This is a genomic window from Prosthecomicrobium pneumaticum (genome assembly GCF_014199915.1).
Taxonomy (GTDB): Bacteria; Pseudomonadota; Alphaproteobacteria; order Rhizobiales; family Kaistiaceae; genus Prosthecomicrobium; species Prosthecomicrobium pneumaticum.
This window is the reverse complement of record NZ_JACHOO010000003.1, coordinates 24,352-40,507: the sequence shown is the minus strand read 5'-3', so window position 1 is coordinate 40,507 and position 16,156 is coordinate 24,352. Positions and strand designations below refer to the sequence as shown.

General features: G+C 70.7%; 15 protein-coding genes. 11 read left to right on the top strand and 4 right to left on the bottom strand.

From position 1 onward, the window contains the following. Positions 1 to 7: 7 nt before the first annotated feature. From GGQ63_RS21995 to GGQ63_RS07230, 3 genes are all read left to right on the top strand, one after another. The gene (locus tag GGQ63_RS21995; RefSeq protein ID WP_246429680.1) at positions 8 to 1,045 is read left to right on the top strand and encodes a polysaccharide deacetylase family protein; all 1,038 of its coding nucleotides are present in this window, start codon (positions 8 to 10) and stop codon (positions 1,043 to 1,045) included. Positions 1,046 to 1,120: 75 nt separating this feature from the next. Continuing rightward, positions 1,121 to 2,539: a lipopolysaccharide biosynthesis protein gene (locus GGQ63_RS07235; RefSeq protein ID WP_343061107.1), complete on the top strand. Its 1,419-nt coding sequence runs from the start codon at positions 1,121 to 1,123 to the stop codon at positions 2,537 to 2,539. Next, a complete protein-coding gene (locus GGQ63_RS07230) occupies positions 2,536 to 3,669 on the top strand; it encodes a GNAT family N-acetyltransferase (RefSeq protein ID WP_183854180.1) in 1,134 nt (377 codons plus the stop codon). The genes GGQ63_RS07235 and GGQ63_RS07230 overlap by 4 nt, the downstream gene beginning before the upstream one ends. Here GGQ63_RS07230 and rfbA read toward each other — a convergent pair. Genes rfbA through rfbC form a run of 4 tightly spaced genes read right to left on the bottom strand, consistent with a single transcriptional unit; the run spans position 3,620 to position 7,042 of the window. After that, positions 3,620 to 4,510, bottom strand: a complete 891-nt coding sequence (gene rfbA / locus GGQ63_RS07225) for a glucose-1-phosphate thymidylyltransferase RfbA (protein WP_183854178.1) — start codon at positions 4,508 to 4,510, stop codon at positions 3,620 to 3,622. The two genes, GGQ63_RS07230 and rfbA, sit on opposite strands and share 50 nt — an antisense overlap. Next, positions 4,507 to 5,415: a dTDP-4-dehydrorhamnose reductase gene (rfbD, locus tag GGQ63_RS07220; protein ID WP_183854176.1), complete on the bottom strand. Its 909-nt coding sequence runs from the start codon at positions 5,413 to 5,415 to the stop codon at positions 4,507 to 4,509. Before rfbD ends, rfbA begins: the two co-directional genes overlap by 4 nt. After that, complete coding sequence (gene rfbB, locus GGQ63_RS07215) at positions 5,412 to 6,473, bottom strand: dTDP-glucose 4,6-dehydratase (protein WP_183854173.1); 1,062 nt, start codon at positions 6,471 to 6,473, stop codon at positions 5,412 to 5,414. Before rfbB ends, rfbD begins: the two co-directional genes overlap by 4 nt. After that, on the bottom strand, positions 6,470 to 7,042 hold the full coding sequence (gene rfbC, locus GGQ63_RS07210; RefSeq protein WP_183854171.1) for a dTDP-4-dehydrorhamnose 3,5-epimerase: 573 nt from the start codon (positions 7,040 to 7,042) through the stop codon (positions 6,470 to 6,472). The genes rfbB and rfbC overlap by 4 nt, the downstream gene beginning before the upstream one ends. 193 nt (positions 7,043 to 7,235) lie before the next feature. Between rfbC and GGQ63_RS07205 the strand changes: the two genes are divergently transcribed. The 8 genes from GGQ63_RS07205 to GGQ63_RS07170 all read left to right on the top strand — a co-directional run bounded on the left by GGQ63_RS07205 (position 7,236) and on the right by GGQ63_RS07170 (position 16,064). Beyond that, positions 7,236 to 8,585, top strand: coding sequence for an 8-oxoguanine deaminase (locus GGQ63_RS07205; RefSeq protein ID WP_210308431.1), 1,350 nt, complete (start codon positions 7,236 to 7,238; stop codon positions 8,583 to 8,585). A gap of 55 nt (positions 8,586 to 8,640) precedes the next feature. Further along, complete coding sequence (locus GGQ63_RS07200; protein WP_210308430.1) at positions 8,641 to 9,444, top strand: creatininase family protein; 804 nt, start codon at positions 8,641 to 8,643, stop codon at positions 9,442 to 9,444. 24 nt (positions 9,445 to 9,468) lie between these two features. Beyond that, on the top strand, positions 9,469 to 10,395 hold the full coding sequence (locus GGQ63_RS07195) for an NAD(P)-dependent oxidoreductase (RefSeq protein ID WP_183854167.1): 927 nt from the start codon (positions 9,469 to 9,471) through the stop codon (positions 10,393 to 10,395). Between the two features lie 154 nt (positions 10,396 to 10,549). Then, complete coding sequence (locus tag GGQ63_RS07190) at positions 10,550 to 12,133, top strand: ABC transporter substrate-binding protein (RefSeq protein ID WP_425502070.1); 1,584 nt, start codon at positions 10,550 to 10,552, stop codon at positions 12,131 to 12,133. Positions 12,134 to 12,189: 56 nt separating this feature from the next. Further along, positions 12,190 to 13,200 carry an ABC transporter permease subunit gene (locus tag GGQ63_RS07185; RefSeq protein WP_183854163.1) on the top strand — a complete coding sequence of 337 codons (1,011 nt, stop codon included), beginning with the start codon at positions 12,190 to 12,192 and terminating at the stop codon, positions 13,198 to 13,200. Further along, the gene (locus GGQ63_RS07180) at positions 13,190 to 14,092 is read left to right on the top strand and encodes an ABC transporter permease subunit (protein ID WP_183854161.1); all 903 of its coding nucleotides are present in this window, start codon (positions 13,190 to 13,192) and stop codon (positions 14,090 to 14,092) included. The genes GGQ63_RS07185 and GGQ63_RS07180 overlap by 11 nt, the downstream gene beginning before the upstream one ends. Beyond that, positions 14,092 to 15,102, top strand: coding sequence for an ABC transporter ATP-binding protein (locus GGQ63_RS07175; RefSeq protein ID WP_183854159.1), 1,011 nt, complete (start codon positions 14,092 to 14,094; stop codon positions 15,100 to 15,102). Before GGQ63_RS07180 ends, GGQ63_RS07175 begins: the two co-directional genes overlap by 1 nt. Then, positions 15,099 to 16,064 carry an ABC transporter ATP-binding protein gene (locus GGQ63_RS07170; protein ID WP_183854157.1) on the top strand — a complete coding sequence of 322 codons (966 nt, stop codon included), beginning with the start codon at positions 15,099 to 15,101 and terminating at the stop codon, positions 16,062 to 16,064. The genes GGQ63_RS07175 and GGQ63_RS07170 overlap by 4 nt, the downstream gene beginning before the upstream one ends. Positions 16,065 to 16,156: the final 92 nt, after the last annotated feature.

Genomic DNA, 16,156 nt, shown 5'->3' with positions numbered 1-16,156 from the left:
GGCTGCGATGGCGATCGGTGCGGCGCTCCGCCTGGTCAAGCCGGCCCTCAAACCCGTCCTGCTTCGCACCGGGCTCGCCGCGACCGCGGCTGCGGCGCCCTTCCTGCCTTCGGCCGCGGGCCGCGGCATCATCTTCACGCTTCATCACGTCCGGACGCGGGGCGCGCACGAAAGCGGACCGAACGCCCATCTCTCGGTGACGCCGGAGGGGCTCGACGCCGCCATCACGCTGGCACGCGGCATGGGTTTCGCGCCAGCGGCGCTCGACGACCTGCCGCGCCGCCTCGCAGAGGAGCCAGAGCGGCGCTTCGTCGTCTTCACCCTCGACGACGGCTATCGCGACAATGCCGAATGGGCGGCGCCGGTGTTCCGCCGGCACGGCGTGCCCTACACGATCTTCCTCACCGAAGGGTTCTTCGCCCGCACCCACACGCTGTGGTGGGAGACGGCCGAACGGCTCGTCGGCCTGCCGCATCCGCTGCGGCTCGATCTCGGCCGTCGAGCGCTCACGCTGCCGCTCGCCACGCCGGCCGACCGCCACCGGGCCTTCGCCGAAATCGCCGCCCTGGTGTTGAAGGGCGACGAGGACGCCGCCGTCGCGGCGCTCGACCGGGCGGCGGTGGATCACGGCATCGACCCGCACGCCCTCACGGCCGAACTCACCCTCGACGCGGCCGGGCTCGCCGCCCTCGCGGCCGACCCGCTCGCCCGGTTCGGCGCCCATACCGTCAGCCATGTCGCGCTCCCCCGCGTCCCGCCCGCCCGGCTCGCCGCGGAGCTCGCCCGCTCGGCCGACGCGATCGCGGGCGTGACCGGCCATCGGCCGGCGAGCTTCGCCTACCCTTACGGCTTCGCCGGCGCGCGCGAGTTCCAAGCCGCCGCGGAGGCGGGCTTTTCGCTCGCCGTGACGACGCGACCGGGCGTCCTCACCGCCCGGCGCATGCGACAGCCGACCGCGCTGCCGCGCGTCTCGCTCAACGGGCTCTACCAGCGACCGCACCAACTGCGCGCGCTCTTGTCGGGCCTCCCCTTCCGGTTCATGTAGAGGCGCCGCCGGCGGCCGCTCCGCGCCGGACCGGCGCCGCCCGTCCCGGAGCACCTTCGCGGAGCCCGGCCGGCCGTGCCCTCTTTCGTCGCCCTCCTCGAACGGCGTGCTCCGGCGGCCGTGGCGCGCCGGCTCGCGCCCGTCGCGGCGACGCTCGACAGGATGCTCGGCGGCAGCGAAGGCCTCTTCGTCGCCCGGCGGATGGCGCTCGCCGCCTTCGTCGTGCGGGTCGCATCGGCGGCCATCGCCTATCTCAGCCAGGTGCTGATGGCGCGCTGGATCGGCGATTTCGAGTATGGCGTCTTCGTCGTCGTCTGGGTCGCGGTGGTGACGCTCGGCGGCATCGCCTGCCTCGGCACCCAGGTCGCGATCATCCGCTTCGTGCCGCATTATCAGGAGACCGGCGAGGCGGCGCTGCTGCGCGGCGTGCTGCGGGCGAGCCGGCTGCAGGGCCTCGCCTCCGCCACGCTCTTCGCCGCGCTCGGCATCCTCGGGATCTGGCTCTTCGGCGACCGGCTGGCGAGCCATTACGTGCTGCCGCTCTATCTCGGCGCGGTCTGCCTGCCCATGCTCGCCCTCGCCGAGATCGGCAGCGGCGTCGCGAACGGCTTCAGCTGGTCGACGCTGGCGCTCTGGCCGACCTTCATCGGCCGCCCGCTCGTGCTGCTCGCCGCGATGGCGGGGGCGATCGCGCTCGGTGCGCCGGCGACAGCGCCGACCGCGATGACGGCGGCGGTCGCCGCGACATGGCTCGTCACCTTCGCGCAGAACCTCGCCATCGAGATCCGGGTCCGGCGCGCCGTGCCGCGCGGGCGACGCCGCTACGCGCCGCGCCTGTGGGCGACGACGATCTGGCCGGTCTTTCTCGCCGAGACCTTCTACGGCCTGCTCCTCAATGTCGACATCCTCGTCGTCGGCCAGATGATGGCGCCCGAAGATGCCGGCGTCTATTACGCCGCGGCAAAGACGCTCGCCCTCGTTCACATCGTCTATTTCGCGGTCCGTTCCGCGACCATGCCGCGCTTCGCGCAGTATTTCGCGGCCGGCGACCGGCCGCGGCTCGAAGGTATCCTGCGCGACGGGCTCATCTGGACCTTCTGGCCCTCGGTGCTGATGGTCGCCGGCGTTCTCGTAGCGGGGCGGTTCCTGCTCGGCCTGTTCGGCCCGAATTTCGACGCCGGCTACCCGCTGCTCTTCGTGCTGTCGCTCGGCGTGCTCGCCCGCGCGGCGATCGGCCCGGCCGAGGCCGCGCTCACCATGGCCGGCCGGCAGAAGGCCTGCGCAGCGATCTATTCGGCCTGCTTCTTCCTCAATCTCGGCCTCAATCTCATCCTCGTACCACGCTTCGGGCTGGCCGGCGCAGCCTCCGCCACCACGGCGACCCTCGCCGCCGAGGCGATCCTCGTCTATCTCGCGGCACGGCTTCTGATCGGCCTGCGCTCCTCGATCGTCGACGCCATGCGCGGCGCCCGGCTGACGACGACGGCGCGATGAGGCGCGCGGCGGATCTCGTCGACCCCCTTCGCGCCCGGCCGGACTGGCGCGAGCTCGCCGCGGCATCGGTCGAGGCGAACCCGCTCCTCGCGCCCGCCTTTCTCGGCGCCGCGCTCGATCACTTCGCGCCGCCTTCGGTCCGCCTCGCCCTCGCCCATGACAGCGACGGCCGGCTCACCGCGCTCGCCCCGGTCCGGCCGGTCCGGATCGGCCGGATGATACCGGCGACCGCCCTGTGGACCCACCCCTATGCCCCGCGCGGCGTCCCGCTGCTCGACGCGACCGAGCCGGTCGCAGCGGCCGCGGCGCTGCTCGACGCCATGGGGGCCGCAGGGTCCGACCTCCTCGTGTTTCCCCATCTGCCGCTCGAGGGGGCGGCTGCGGAAGCCCTTCGTGCCGCCGCGGCGGATGCCGGCCGGCCGGTCGTCACGCTGCGGCGTGCGGCGCGCGCCATGCTCGAGCGCGACGCCGTGCCGGACGGCGACGTGCGATCACTTCTGCCGGGCCGCCGGCGCAAGGACTATCAGCGCCAGCTCCGCCAGCTCGCGGCGCTCGGCGAGGTTCGCATCGCGGCGGTCGGCGGCGGAGAAGCGCTGCCGGCGATCGAAGCCTTCCTGGCGCTCGAGGCGGCGGGCTGGAAGGGCACCGGCGGCACGGCGCTGCGCTCGCGGCCGAGGACGGCCGCCTTCGCCCGCGCCGCGCTCGCGACTGGCCTGATCGACGGCACGGCGGTTCTTCTGGGACTGTGGCTCGACGCGCAACCGCTCGCCATGCTCGCCTGCTGGCGGATAGGCGACACGGCGGTCACCTGGAAGATCGCCTATGACGAGCGCTTCGCCCGCTTTTCGCCCGGCGTGCAGCTGATGCTCGCGGCGCCGCCACTCCTCTTCGCCGGCCCGGCCATCCAGCGGATCGATTCGCTCGCCGTGCCCGGACATCCGATGATCGAGCCGCTCTGGCCCGGGCGGATGCGGCTCGGCAGCCTCGTGATCGGCCCGGAAGGCGGCGAACGTCGCCTCGCGCTCGCCGCGCGGCTCGATGCGATCGAGGCGGCGGCGAAGGCGCGGCTGCGGCCGCTTCTCAAGAGCCGAGCACGCCGCCGCCCGGACGCTCCCGCAGCAGCTTCGTGAGATAGCGGCCATATTCGTTCGGGTGCTGGCGGGCGAGGCCGGCGAGGTGATCGTCGTCGATGAAGCCCGCCCGCCAGGCGATTTCCTCGGGACAGGCGATCTTCAGCCCCTGCCGCTGCTCCATGACCTGAACGAAATGCCCGGCTGCGGCCAGATTCTCGAAACTGCCGGTGTCGAGCCAGGCCGTGCCGCGCGGCAGACGCTCGACGGCGAGCCCGCCCTCCTCGAGATAGAGCCGGTTGAGATCGGTGATCTCGAGTTCGCCGCGGGGCGAAGGCTGCAGCCGGCGCGCCTTCTGCGACGCCGTCCCGTCGTAGAAATAGAGGCCGGTCACGGCCCAGTGGCTCTTCGGCGCTTTCGGCTTCTCGACGATCTCGACCGCCCGGCCGGCCGCGTCGAAGCTGACGACGCCGAAGCTCGTCGGATCGTCGACCTCGGCGGCGAAGATGACGGCGCCCTCCTCGAAGGCCGCCGCCCGCCGCAGCTGGCCGGTCAGGCCGGCGCCGTGGAAGATGTTGTCGCCGAGCGCCAGCGCGCAGCGCTCGCCGCCGAGAAAATCCTCGCCGATCAGGAGCGCCTCGGCGAGCCCGTTCGGCGCGGCCTGCGCCGCGTAGGCGAAGCGCATGCCCCAGGCCGAGCCGTCGCCGAGCAGCCGCTCGAACAACGGCAGCGCCTCCGGCGTCGAAATGACGAGGATCTCGCCCACGCCGGCAAGCATCAGCGTCGAGATCGGATAGTAGACCATCGGCTTGTCATAGACCGGCAGCAATTGCTTGGAGACGGCGACCGTCGCCGGATAGAGCCTCGTGCCGCGCCCGCCGGCGAGAATGATCCCTTTCATCCCTGACCTTCTTCGCTTTTCTTCATGATGCCGTGGATGGTCGCCGCGACGCCCTGCCGCCAGTCCGGCAGGACGATGCCCCATGTTTCGGCGAGGCGGCGGCAGTCGAGCCGGGAATTGAGCGGCCGGGGCGCCGGCGTCGGATAGTCGGCGGTCGAAATCTCTTCGATCCGGGCCGCCTTCAGGCCGAAGGCGCGGCCCTCGGCGAGCGCGGTGCGGGCGATCTCGGCCCAGTTCGTGCAACCGGCATCGGCGGCATGGAAGACGCCGGCCCGCCCGGCGAGACCCTCGGCCTCGATCGCCGCGGCAATGGCGAGGATCGCGGCGGCGAGGCTCGATGCCGCGGTCGGCGCGCCGTGCTGGTCGGCGACGACGCGGATCACCGCGCGCTCCTGCGAAAGCCGCAGCATGGTGCGGATGAAGTTCTGGCCTTCCGGATCGTGCACCCAGGAGGTCCGCAGGATCACCGTGCCTTCGGCGTAGGCGTCGAGCGCGGCCGCATCGCCCGCCGCCTTGGAGCGGCCATAGGCGGACAGCGGGGCGACCGGATTGCTCTCGTCCCGCGGATTGTTACCACCGCCGTCATACACATAGTCGCTGGACAGGTGGATGAAACCGATCCCCGCCGCCGCGGCGGCACGAGCGAGGAGACGCGGCCCCTCGGCGTTGACCGCGAAGGCGGCGGCCTCCTCCGTCTCGGCGCGGTCGACCGCGGTCCAGGCCGCGGCATTGACGAGGAGGGAGGGCCGGTGCGCGGCGAGCGCGGCCGCGATCGAGGCGGCATCGGTGACGTCGAGATCGGGCCGGCCGAGCGCGACGAGCGGCACGCCGCGTGCAACGGCCGCGCGCTGCAGCGCCCTGGCGACCTGACCGGTGCGGCCGGCGACGAGGACCGGCCGCGTCATTGCGCGGCGGCGAGGAGACCCAGCCGTTCCCCCTTGTAGACGGAACGGCGGAGCGGCTCCCACCAGGCGCGGTTGTCGAGATACCAGGCGATGGTCGCCGCGAGGCCGTCCTCGAAGCTGCGGGCCGGGCGCCAGCCGAGATCGCGACCGATCCGCGTCGCGTCGATCGCATAGCGCCGGTCGTGGCCGGGCCGGTCGGCGACGAAGGAGACGAGGCCCCGCCGTCCGGCCCCGTCCGGACGCAGCCGGTCGAGCGTGTCGCAGATCGCGTGCACGACGGCGAGATTGGTCCGCTCGGCATTGCCGCCGATCGCATAGCGGCTGCCGGGCTCGCCCGCCTCGAGCACGCGGGCGAGCGCCGCGGCGTGGTCCTCGACGTGCAGCCAGTCGCGCACCTGGCCGCCATCGCCATAGACCGGCAGCGGCCGTCCCTCGAGCGCGTTGAGGATCATCAGCGGGATCAGCTTTTCGGGAAACTGGCAGGGGCCGTAATTGTTCGAGCAATTGGTGACGATCGTGCCGAGCCCATAGGTCCGCCACCAGGCCGCGGCGAGATGGTCGGACGCCGCCTTCGAGGCCGAATAGGGCGAGGACGGATCGTAGCGCGTCTCCTCGTGGAAGGCGCCGTCGGACCCGAGCGAGCCGAACACCTCGTCGGTCGAGACATGGACGAAGCGAAAGCCGTCGCGCGCCTCCGCCGGCAGCCGGTCGCGATGGCGCGTCGCCTGGTCGAGCAGCACGCCGGTGCCGAGCACATTGGTCTCGACGAAGGCGAGCGGACCCGCGATCGAACGGTCGACATGGCTCTCGGCGGCGAGATGCACCACCGCATCGGGCCGGTAACGCTCGAAGACGGCGGCGACCGCTTCCGCGTCGCGGATGTCGCCCCTGACGAAGGCATAGCGCGGATCGCCTTCGATCGGCGCGAGCGATGCCGGATTCGCCGCATAGGTGAGCAGGTCGAAATTGACGACCCGGCAGTCCGTGGCGGCGATCAGATGCCGGCAGAGCGACGAACCGATGAAACCGGCCCCGCCGGTGACGAGAACGGTCTTCATGCCGTGGCGGCCTCGAACAGGAAGGGGTTCTCCGCCGCGGCGAGCGGCGGCAGGGCGCGGTCCTTGTCGGAGAGGTGCACCGCGTCGGACGCGACGCCCCAGCCGACGCCGAGCGCCGGATCGCTCCACAGCACGCCGCGGTCCTCGGCCGGCGCATACACGTCGCTCACCTTGTAGACGACCTCGGTATCGGGCTCGAGCGTGACGAAGCCGTGCGCGAAGCCGACGGGAACCAGGAGCTGATGGCCGTTCTCCGCCGACAGCACCGCCTTGACGTGGCCGCCATAGCTCGGCGAGCCGCGCCGGATGTCGACCGCGACGTCGAGGATGGCGCCGCGCACCACGCGGACGAGCTTCGCCTGCGCCCGCGGCGGAAGCTGATAGTGCAGCCCGCGCAACGTGCCGACCCGGCGCGACAGGGAGTGATTCTCCTGCACGAAGTCGCAAGGCAGGCCTTCGGCGACCAGACGATCGCGCCGGAAGGTCTCGGCGAAGAAGCCGCGGGAATCGCCGATCCGACGCGGGCGGATCAACACCACGCCGTCGATCGGCAGCCGTTCGATGTCCATCGACCGCTCACACATCCCCCATGCCCCGGGTCAGTCTATAGTCGCGCACCCCAAGGTATGCAACGCGCGGGCGGCGCCGGGCGCCGCCGGCACGGACGATCCGCCGGCCCGCCGCGGTGCCGCCTTGCCTCGCGACGGGCGGCGTCCTAGCGTCGGCCGAACGGCGCGGACGAGCGGTGACGGGGAGTGGATGATGAGCGAGCGCGTGTGGGTGAAGGATCCGATCGCCGTGCTCGCCGAGGGCGCCGAACGCGGCGTCGTGGTCGAGAACGGCAGGATCGCCGAACTGGTCGGCAAGGGGGCGGAGCCCGCCCATCCGGTGCACCGCATCTTCGATGCCGGCCGGCACGTCGTGACCCCGGGCCTCGTCAACACCCATCACCATTTCTTTCAGACCCTCACCCGGGCGCATCCATCGGCGATCAACAAGGAGCTGTTCCCCTGGCTCCAGGCGCTCTATCCGATCTGGGCGCGGCACGTGAAGCCGGAGGCGTTCCGGCTCGCGACGCGGCTCGCCCTCACCGAACTCCTGATGTCGGGCTGCACCTGCGCCTCCGATCACCAATATCTCTTCCCCGGCGGCATCGAGGACGCGATGGACGTCCAGACCGAGGAGGCGGCGCGGGTCGGCCTGCGCATGACGCTGACGCGCGGCTCGATGGATCTGTCGCAGAAGGATGGCGGCCTGCCGCCCGATTCGATCGTCCAGGATACCGATACGATCCTCGCCGATTCGGAGCGCATCCTCGGCCGCTATCACGACGCCTCGGACGGGGCGATGCTGCAGGTGGCGCTCGCGCCCTGCGCGCCCTTCACCGTGACCAAGCGGCTGATGGTCGAGAGCGCCGCGCTCGCGGAGCGCTTCCAGTGCCGGCTGCACACCCATCTCGGCGAGACGATCGACGAGAACGACTACTGCATGGCGCATTACGGCTATCGCCCGGTCGACTATCTCGAAGAGGTCGGCTGGCTGAACGACAAGGTCTGGCTGGCGCACGGCATTCATTTCAACGACGAGGAGGTCGGCCGCCTCGGCCGGCACGGCGTCGGCGTCTGCCATTGCCCGACGTCCAACATGGTGCTCGCCTCCGGCCAGTGCCGGACCAAGGAGCTCGAGGCGGCCGGCAGCCCGGTCGGGCTCGGCGTCGACGGCTCGGCCTCGAACGACAATTCGAACCTGATCGAGGGTGTGCGGCACGCGCTGATGATCAACCGGCTCACCTATGACGCGGCCTCGGTCACCCATCTCGACGCGTTCCGCTGGGCGACCGAGGGTTCGGCCCGCTGCCTCGGCCGCAGCGACATCGGCGCGATCGCGGTGGGCAAGCAGGCCGACATGGCCTTCTTCACGCTCGACGAACTGCGCTTTTCGGGCGCCGGCGATCCGCTCGCCGCGCTCGTCCTTTGCGGTGCCCATGCGGCCGATCGCGTCATGGTGGCGGGCGCCTGGAAGGTCGAGAACGGTCTGCCGACCGGCATCGACGTCGCCGCGCTGCGCGCCGAGCACGGCCGCGTCGCGAAGGCGTTTCTCGAAGCGCTCTAGTCCTGATAAATGCTCGGCGAGTCGCCGCGTCGCGGTGCCGAGAGAGAGCCCCCGGATGAGTCTCGCCCTTCCCCGCCGCCGCTGGCACGAGATGACGGCCGTCGACTTCCGCGAGGGAGACACGGCCGAATGGATCGCCGTTCTGCCGATCGCGGCGATCGAGCAGCACGGTCCGCATCTGCCCGTCTATACCGACACCTGCATCGCCGAAGGCCTGATCGGCCGCGCGATCGAACTGATGCCGGACGACCTGCCGGTGAGCTTCCTGCCGCTGCAGCCGGTCGGCAAGTCGAACGAGCACATCTCGTCGCCCGGCACGCTGACGATCGGCTGGGAGACGGCGACAAGGCTCTGGCTCGAGATCGGCGAGAGCGTGCGGCGCGCCGGCGTGCGCAAGCTCGTCATCGCCAATTCGCACGGCGGCAATGTCGCGCTGATGGATGTCGTCGCGCGTGAGCTGCGGGTGCGGCACGACATGCTCGTCGTGCTCGCCTCCTGGTCGCGCTTCGGCGACCCGCCCGGCCTTTTCGCGCCGGAGGAGGCGAGCTACGGCATCCATGGCGGCGACATGGAGACCTCGGTGATGCTGGCGCTGCGGCCGGATCTCGTCCGGATGGACGAGGCGAGCGACTTCCGTTCGACCCAGACCGTCTATGCCGAGGCGTTCGAGCGGCTGCGCGTGCACGGACCGGTCGGCTTCGGCTGGAAGGCGCAGGATCTCAATCCGGCGGGGGTGGTCGGCAATGCGGCGGCGGCGACGGCGGAGAAGGGACGCGCGGTGATCGAGCATCAGGCAGCCGCCTTCGTCGCGCTCTGCCGCGACGTGCACCGCTTCTCGCTCGATCTCCTCTGGAGCTGACCCTCGGGCCTCTGGAGGCCGGACGTGCCCGAGATCGTCATCACCGAATTCATGCACAAGCAGGCGGTCGCCGCCCTGTCGCGCGAATTCGAGGTCCATTACGACCCGACCCTGGGGCTCGACCCCGAGGGCCTGCGCCGCATCATCCGCAAGGTCCGCGGCCTGATCGTGCGCGAGCGGACGGATGTCGACATCCCGCTGATCGCCGATGCGCTCGCGCTGCGCGTCGTCGGCCAGATCGGCACGCCGGCCGACAATGTCGACCGGCTGGCCTGCGAGGGGCGCGGCATCGAGGTCATCCGCGCGCCCGAGACGGTCGCCGATTCGGTCGCCGAATACGTGCTCGCGGCGGCACTCCTTCTGATGCGCGGCGCCTTCCTGTCCACCACCGCCGTGATCGCCGGCCAGTGGCCGCGCGGCCATCTCGTCGGGCGGGAGATCGCCGGCAAGCGGCTCGGCCTGCTCGGGCTCGATCTCGGGGCGCGCGCGGCGGCCCTGCGCGCCCGCGCGCTCGGCTTGACGGTGGCCGGCTGGGACCCCTTCCTCAAGGAGACGAGCCCGGTCTGGCGCGACCTCGCCCGATCCGAGTTCGACGCGCTGATCGCCGGGTCGGACGTCCTTTCGGTGCACCTGCCGGCGCACGCGAAGACGCACGGCCTGCTCGGCCCGGCGGCGCTGATGCGCATGAAGGCGGGGTCCGTGCTGATCGCGGTCGGCGGCGCGGGCGTCGTCGACGAAGCCGCGCTCGCCAACATGCTGTCGACCGGCCGGCTGCGCGGCGCGGCGATCGACGGCTTCGAGACGGAACCGCTGACCGGCGAGGCGGGCAAGGTGTTCGCCCGCGTGCCGAACCTGATCCTCAGCCCGCGCGTCGCCGACCTGACGGTCGAATCGCATCTGCGCTCCTCGCAGGCGATCGCCGACAAGATGGCCGCCGCACTGCGGCGGTGAGGCCGGCGACACGAATTGGGCTTGCATTCGGCCGCGCCCTCGGCTCGACTACAGGTGGATCGCGCCGCAGAGCCGCCACCAAGGCGCCGCCAGGCCCCCGATCCGCCGAGCGCTCCCGCAAGGAGCGTCGATCAAGGGGAACTCAGCGATGAAGATGATCACACGCCTTCTGGCGGCCACCCTCCTGTCGGCCGGCTTCGCCGCCGCCGCCGAGGCGAAGACCCTCGTCTATTGTTCCGAGGGGAGCCCGGAGAACTTCAACCCGCAGATCAACACCACGGGCACCTCCTTCGACGCCGCCCGGCCGGTCTTCAACCAGCTCGTCGAGTTCGAGCGCGGCACCACCAATGTGATCCCCGGTCTCGCCGAGAGCTGGGAGGTGTCCGCCGACGGGCTCGAGGTGACCTTCCATCTGCGCAAGGGGGTCAAGTTCCATTCCTCGAAGAGCTTCACCCCGACGCGCGACTTCAACGCGGACGACGTGCTCTTCTCTTTCGACCGGATGTGGAAGGCGGACGATCCGTACCACAACGTCTCGGGCGGGGCCTATGACTACTTCAACGACATGGGCATGCCCGATCTCCTGAAGGCGATCGAGAAGGTCGACGACTACACCGTCAAGTTCACGCTCGCCCGGCCGGAATCGCCCTTCCTCGCCAATCTGGCGATGGATTTCGCGACCATCCATTCGGCCGAATACGCCGCCGCCATGCTGAAGGCCGGCACGCCGGAAAAGGTCGACCAGGAACCGGTCGGCACCGGGCCGTTCACCTTCATCGCCTATCAGAAGGACGCGGTGATCCGCTTCAAGGCCTTCGCCGACTACTGGGGCGGCAAGGCGGCGATCGACGATCTCGTCTTCGCCATCACGCCCGATCCGACGACGCGCTATGCCAAGCTCGCCAAGGGCGAATGCCATGTGATGCTGCAGCCGAACCCGGCCGATCTCGAGACGATCAAGCAGAACGGCGATGTCGAGCTGCTCTCCCAGCCCGGCCTCAATATCGGCTACCTCGCCTTCAACGTGACGAAGAAGCCCTTCGACGACAAGCGCGTGCGCCTCGCGATCACCCATGCGATCGACAAGGACACCATCCTGCGCGACGTCTATCAGGGTGCCGGCCAGCCGGCGAAGAACTTCATCCCGCCGACGATCTGGTCGTACAACGACGCGGTCGAGCCCTATGCCTATGACGTCGACAAGGCGAAGGAACTCCTGAAGGAGGCCGGCCTCGAGGGCGGCTTCGAGACGGACCTGTGGTGGATGCCGGTGACCCGGCCCTATAATCCGAACGCCAAGCGGATCGCCGAGATCGTCCAGGCCGACCTCGCCAAGCTCAACATCAAGGCCGAGCTGAAATCCTACGAATGGGGCGAGTATCGCAAGCGGCTGCAGGCCGGCGAGCACCAGATGGGCCAGCTCGGCTGGACCGGCGACAATGGCGATCCGGACAATTTCTTCTTCCTGCTCGGCTGCGACGCCGCCCGGCCCGGCGGCCAGAACCTTTCCAAATGGTGCGATCCGAGCTTCGACGAGAAGCTGAAGGAGGCGCGCAAGCTCACCGACAAGGCGGCCCGCACCAAGCTCTATGAGGAGATGCAAGAGATCGTGCACGACGAGGTGCCGGTCTACACGATCGCCCACTCCGTGGTGTTCGAGCCGGTCCGCAAGGAGGTCAAGGGCTACAAGGTGAGCCCGCTCGGCCGGCACGAATTCTACGGCGTCGATCTCGACTGACCAGCGGACAGCGGCGGCGGCGGAGCGTATCCGCCGCCGTCCCGTCACCACAGCCGATGCTGTCCTTCCTCATCCGCCGCCTGTCGGTCGTCGTTCCGACCTTTCTCGCGATCGCCTTCCTGACCTTCGTCGCCATCCGTCTCGTGCCGGGCGACCCGATCGAGGTCCGCACCGGCGAGCGGGGCATCGCGCCCGAGCGGCTCGCGCTGCTGCGCCACGAGCTCGGCCTCGACCGGCCGGTCGTCGTGCAGTTCCTCGACTATCTGCGCGGCCTCGCGCATGGCGATTTCGGCGTCTCGATCTCGACCAAGGAACCGGTGCTGCGGGAGTTCTTCACGCTCTTCCCGGCGACGCTCGAACTCGCGCTCGCGGCGATGCTGTTCGCCGTCATCCTCGGCGTGCCGATCGGCGTCGTCGCGGCGCTGAAGCGCGGCACGGTGCTCGACTATGCGCTGATGGGGACGGCGCTCGCCGGCTTCTCGATGCCGATCTTCTGGTGGGGGCTGCTCCTCATCCTGTTCTTCTCGGTCGATCTCGGCTGGACGCCGGTCTCGGGGCGGATCGACCTCCTCTATTATTTCGAGCCGGTGACCGGCTTCATGCTGATCGACAGCCTGCTGTCCGACCAGGACGGCGCCTTCCTCTCGGCGCTCGCCCATCTCGTCCTGCCGACCATCGTGCTCGGCACCATCCCGCTCGCCACCATCGCGCGGATGACCCGCTCGGCCATGCTCGAAGTGCTGTCGGAGGACTATGTCCGGACCGCGCGCGCGAAGGGCATGCCGCCCTTTCGCGTCGTCGGCATCCATGCGCTGCGCAACGCGCTGATCCCGGTCGTCACCGTGATCGGGCTGCAGACCGGCATGCTGATGGGCGGCGCGGTGCTGACCGAGCACATCTTCGCCTGGCCGGGCATCGGCAGCTGGCTGATCGAATCGATCGAGCGGCGCGACTATCCGGTGCTGCAGGGCGGCATCCTGCTCGTCTCCGGCCTCGTCATCCTGATCAATCTGATGGTCGATCTCGCCTATGGCGCGCTCAATCCGCGGATCCGCCATGGCCGCTGACTCGACCCGTCCGGCCGCCGCGATCGCCGCGCCCTCGACGCTGCGCCTGTTCTGGCGCGACTTCGCCGCCAACCGCGCGGCCGTCGCCGGGCTCGCCGTGCTCGTCCTTCTCGCCCTCGCGGCGATCTTCGCCGATCTCCTCGCGCCCTATTCGCCCTATGAGCAGTTCCGCGATTTCGTCCGCGTGCCGCCGGTCTGGGACGCGCGCGGCAATGCCGCCTTCCTGCTCGGCACCGACGAGGTCGGCCGCGACATGCTCTCGCGGCTCATTCACGGCGCGCGGCTGTCGCTCTTCATCGGCGTCGCTGTGGTGGTCGCCTCGCTCGCCCTCGGCATCGTGCTCGGCCTCGTCGCCGCCTTCTTCCCGCGCTGGCCGGCGATCGTCATCCTGAGGGCGATGGACGTCATCCTCTCGGTGCCGGGGCTGCTGCTGTCGATCGTCATCGTCGCGATCATCGGCCCGAGCCTTGCGAACACCATCGTCGCGATCACCATCGTCACCCTGCCGAACTTCGTCCGGCTGGTGCGGGCGGCGGCGCTGTCGGAGAAGACGCGCGACTATGTCGTCGCCGCGCGGGTCGCCGGCGCCGGGCGGCTGCGCATCATGTTCCGCACCGTGCTGCCGAACTGCATGGCGCCGATCATCGTCCAGGCCGCGCTCAACATCTCGAACGCGATTCTGGAGGCCGCGGCGCTCGGCTTTCTCGGCCTCGGCGCGCAGCCGCCGACGCCCGAATGGGGCGCGATGCTCGCGTCGGCGCGCGAATTCCTGCAGTCCGCGTCCTGGATCGTCACGCTGCCGGGCCTCGCCATCCTCGTCACCGTGCTCGCCATCAACCTCGTCGGCGACGGCCTGCGCGACGCGCTCGACCCGAAGATGCGGAGCGGCTGATGCCCCTGCTCGAGATCGAAGAGCTTTCGGTCGACTTCAAGACCTCGGCCGGTCCGTTCCGGGCCGTCGACGGCGTGTCGCTGGCGGTGGAGGCGGGCGAGATCGCCGCCGTCGTCGGCGAATCGGGTTCCGGCAAGTCGGTCGCGATGCTCGCCGTGATGGGGCTGCTCCCCTGGTCGGCGACCGTTTCGGCGAAGCGGCTCGCCTTCGACGGCAAGGACCTGCTCGGCATCGCGCCGCGGCAGCGCCGGCGCATCGTCGGCCGCGACCTCGCGATGATCTTCCAGGAGCCGATGACGAGCCTCAATCCGTGCTTCACCGTCGGCTGGCAGATCGGCGAGGCGCTCGCCGTCCATCTCGGCCTGTCGAAGGCCGAGCGGCGGGCGCGCACCCTCGAACTGCTGCACGCGGTCGGCATTCCGGCGCCGGAGCGCCGGCTCGCCGCCTTCCCGCACCAGCTCTCGGGCGGCATGAGCCAGCGGGTGATGATCGCCATGGCGCTCGCCTGCCGGCCGAAGCTGATCATCGCCGACGAGCCGACCACCGCGCTCGACGTGACGATCCAGGCGCAGATCCTCGACCTGCTCGTGCGGCTGCGCGACGAGACCGGCACGGCGCTGGTGCTGATCACGCACGACATGGGCGTCGTCGCCGAGACCGCGGAACGGGTCGCGGTGCATTATGCCGGCCAGAAGGTCGAGGAGCAGGACGTGCGTTCGCTGTTCCGCGATCCGCACCATCCCTATACGGCGGCGCTCCTCGCCGCCCTGCCGGAGCGGGCGACCGGCCGCATGCTGCCCTCGATCGCCGGCACGGTGCCCGGCGCCTTCGACCGGCCGCCGGGCTGCCTCTTCGAGCCGCGCTGCCGCTTCGCGACCGCCCGCTGCCGCGACAAGGCGCCGCCGCGCCAGGGGGCGATCGCCGGCTTCGCGCTCTGCCACTACCCGCTCGCCGAAGGCCGGCCGGTCGGCCATCCCGATCCCGATGCCGGCCGGGAGCGCGCCGCATGAGCGCCCGCCCGCTCCTCGAGGCGGTCGGCCTCGCCCAGCGCTATGTCCTGCCGCGCCGGCTCTTCGCGCCCGAGGCCGTCGTCCACGCCGTCGCCGAGGCGAGCTTCACGCTCGAGCCCGGCCGAACCCTCGCCGTGGTCGGGGAATCGGGCTGCGGCAAGTCGACCCTCGCCCGCATGGTGACGATGATCGAGCCCCCTTCGGGCGGCCGGCTGCTGATCGACGGCGCCGATGTCGCCGGCGCCGATGCCGCGACGCTGAAGCGGCTGCGCGGCGAAGTGCAGATCGTGTTCCAGGATCCGTACGGATCGCTCAATCCGCGCCAGACGATCGGCGACGCGCTCGCCGAGCCGCTCGCCATCAACCGGCCACAGACGAGCCGGGCCGAGCGCCGCGAGGCGGCGGCCGAGATGATGCGGCGGGTCGGGTTGCGGCCCGAATATGCCGACCGTTATCCGCACATGTTCTCGGGCGGCCAGCGCCAGCGCATCGCGATCGCGCGCGCGCTGATGCTGCGGCCGCGCATCCTCGTCCTCGACGAGCCGGTCTCGGCGCTCGACCTGTCGGTGCGGGCGCAGGTGCTCAACCTGCTCATCGCGCTGCAGGAAGAGTTCGGCCTCGCCTATCTCTTCATCTCGCACGACCTCTCGGTGGTGCGGCACATGGCCGACGCGGTGATGGTGATGTATCTCGGCCGTGTGGTCGAGCAGGCGCCGCGTGAAAAACTGTTCGCGGCGCCCTTGCATCCCTATACGCGGGCGCTGCTTTCCGCGACGCCGGTCGCCGATCCGGAACGACCCCGCGCCCGCGCCCGGCTGAAGGGGGAGCTTCCCTCGCCGCTCGCGCCGCCGCCCGGCTGCGCCTTCAACCCGCGCTGCCCGCTCGCCATCGCCAAATGCCGGGTCGACCGCCCGGCGCTCGAATGGCGCGGCGAAACCCGCGTCGCCTGCTGGGTGGCGTAAGGGAAGAGCCCTCACCCTGCCCTCTCCCGCGGAGCGGGAGAGGGGATGCCCGGCCGTGGCGCTGTTTTTTCAGGCGACGAGCCCGCGCGCGT

Excerpts from the sequence above, each read along its gene's own strand:
- GGQ63_RS07200 (WP_210308430.1), top strand. The coding sequence starts at position 8,641 with ATGAGTCTCGCCCTTCCCCGCCGCCGCTGGCACGAGATGACGGCCGTC.
- GGQ63_RS07180 (WP_183854161.1), top strand. The coding sequence starts at position 13,190 with ATGGCCGCTGACTCGACCCGTCCGGCCGCCGCGATCGCCGCGCCCTCG.
- GGQ63_RS07230 (WP_183854180.1), top strand. The coding sequence starts at position 2,536 with ATGAGGCGCGCGGCGGATCTCGTCGACCCCCTTCGCGCCCGGCCGGAC.
- GGQ63_RS21995 (WP_246429680.1), top strand. The coding sequence starts at position 8 with ATGGCGATCGGTGCGGCGCTCCGCCTGGTCAAGCCGGCCCTCAAACCC.
- GGQ63_RS07190 (WP_425502070.1), top strand. The coding sequence starts at position 10,550 with ATGATCACACGCCTTCTGGCGGCCACCCTCCTGTCGGCCGGCTTCGCC.
- rfbB (WP_183854173.1), bottom strand. The coding sequence starts at position 6,473 with ATGAAGACCGTTCTCGTCACCGGCGGGGCCGGTTTCATCGGTTCGTCG.
- rfbD (WP_183854176.1), bottom strand. The coding sequence starts at position 5,415 with ATGACGCGGCCGGTCCTCGTCGCCGGCCGCACCGGTCAGGTCGCCAGG.
- GGQ63_RS07185 (WP_183854163.1), top strand. The coding sequence starts at position 12,190 with ATGCTGTCCTTCCTCATCCGCCGCCTGTCGGTCGTCGTTCCGACCTTT.
- rfbA (WP_183854178.1), bottom strand. The coding sequence starts at position 4,510 with ATGAAAGGGATCATTCTCGCCGGCGGGCGCGGCACGAGGCTCTATCCG.
- GGQ63_RS07170 (WP_183854157.1), top strand. The coding sequence starts at position 15,099 with ATGAGCGCCCGCCCGCTCCTCGAGGCGGTCGGCCTCGCCCAGCGCTAT.
- rfbC (WP_183854171.1), bottom strand. The coding sequence starts at position 7,042 with ATGGACATCGAACGGCTGCCGATCGACGGCGTGGTGTTGATCCGCCCG.
- GGQ63_RS07205 (WP_210308431.1), top strand. The coding sequence starts at position 7,236 with ATGAGCGAGCGCGTGTGGGTGAAGGATCCGATCGCCGTGCTCGCCGAG.
- GGQ63_RS07175 (WP_183854159.1), top strand. The coding sequence starts at position 14,092 with ATGCCCCTGCTCGAGATCGAAGAGCTTTCGGTCGACTTCAAGACCTCG.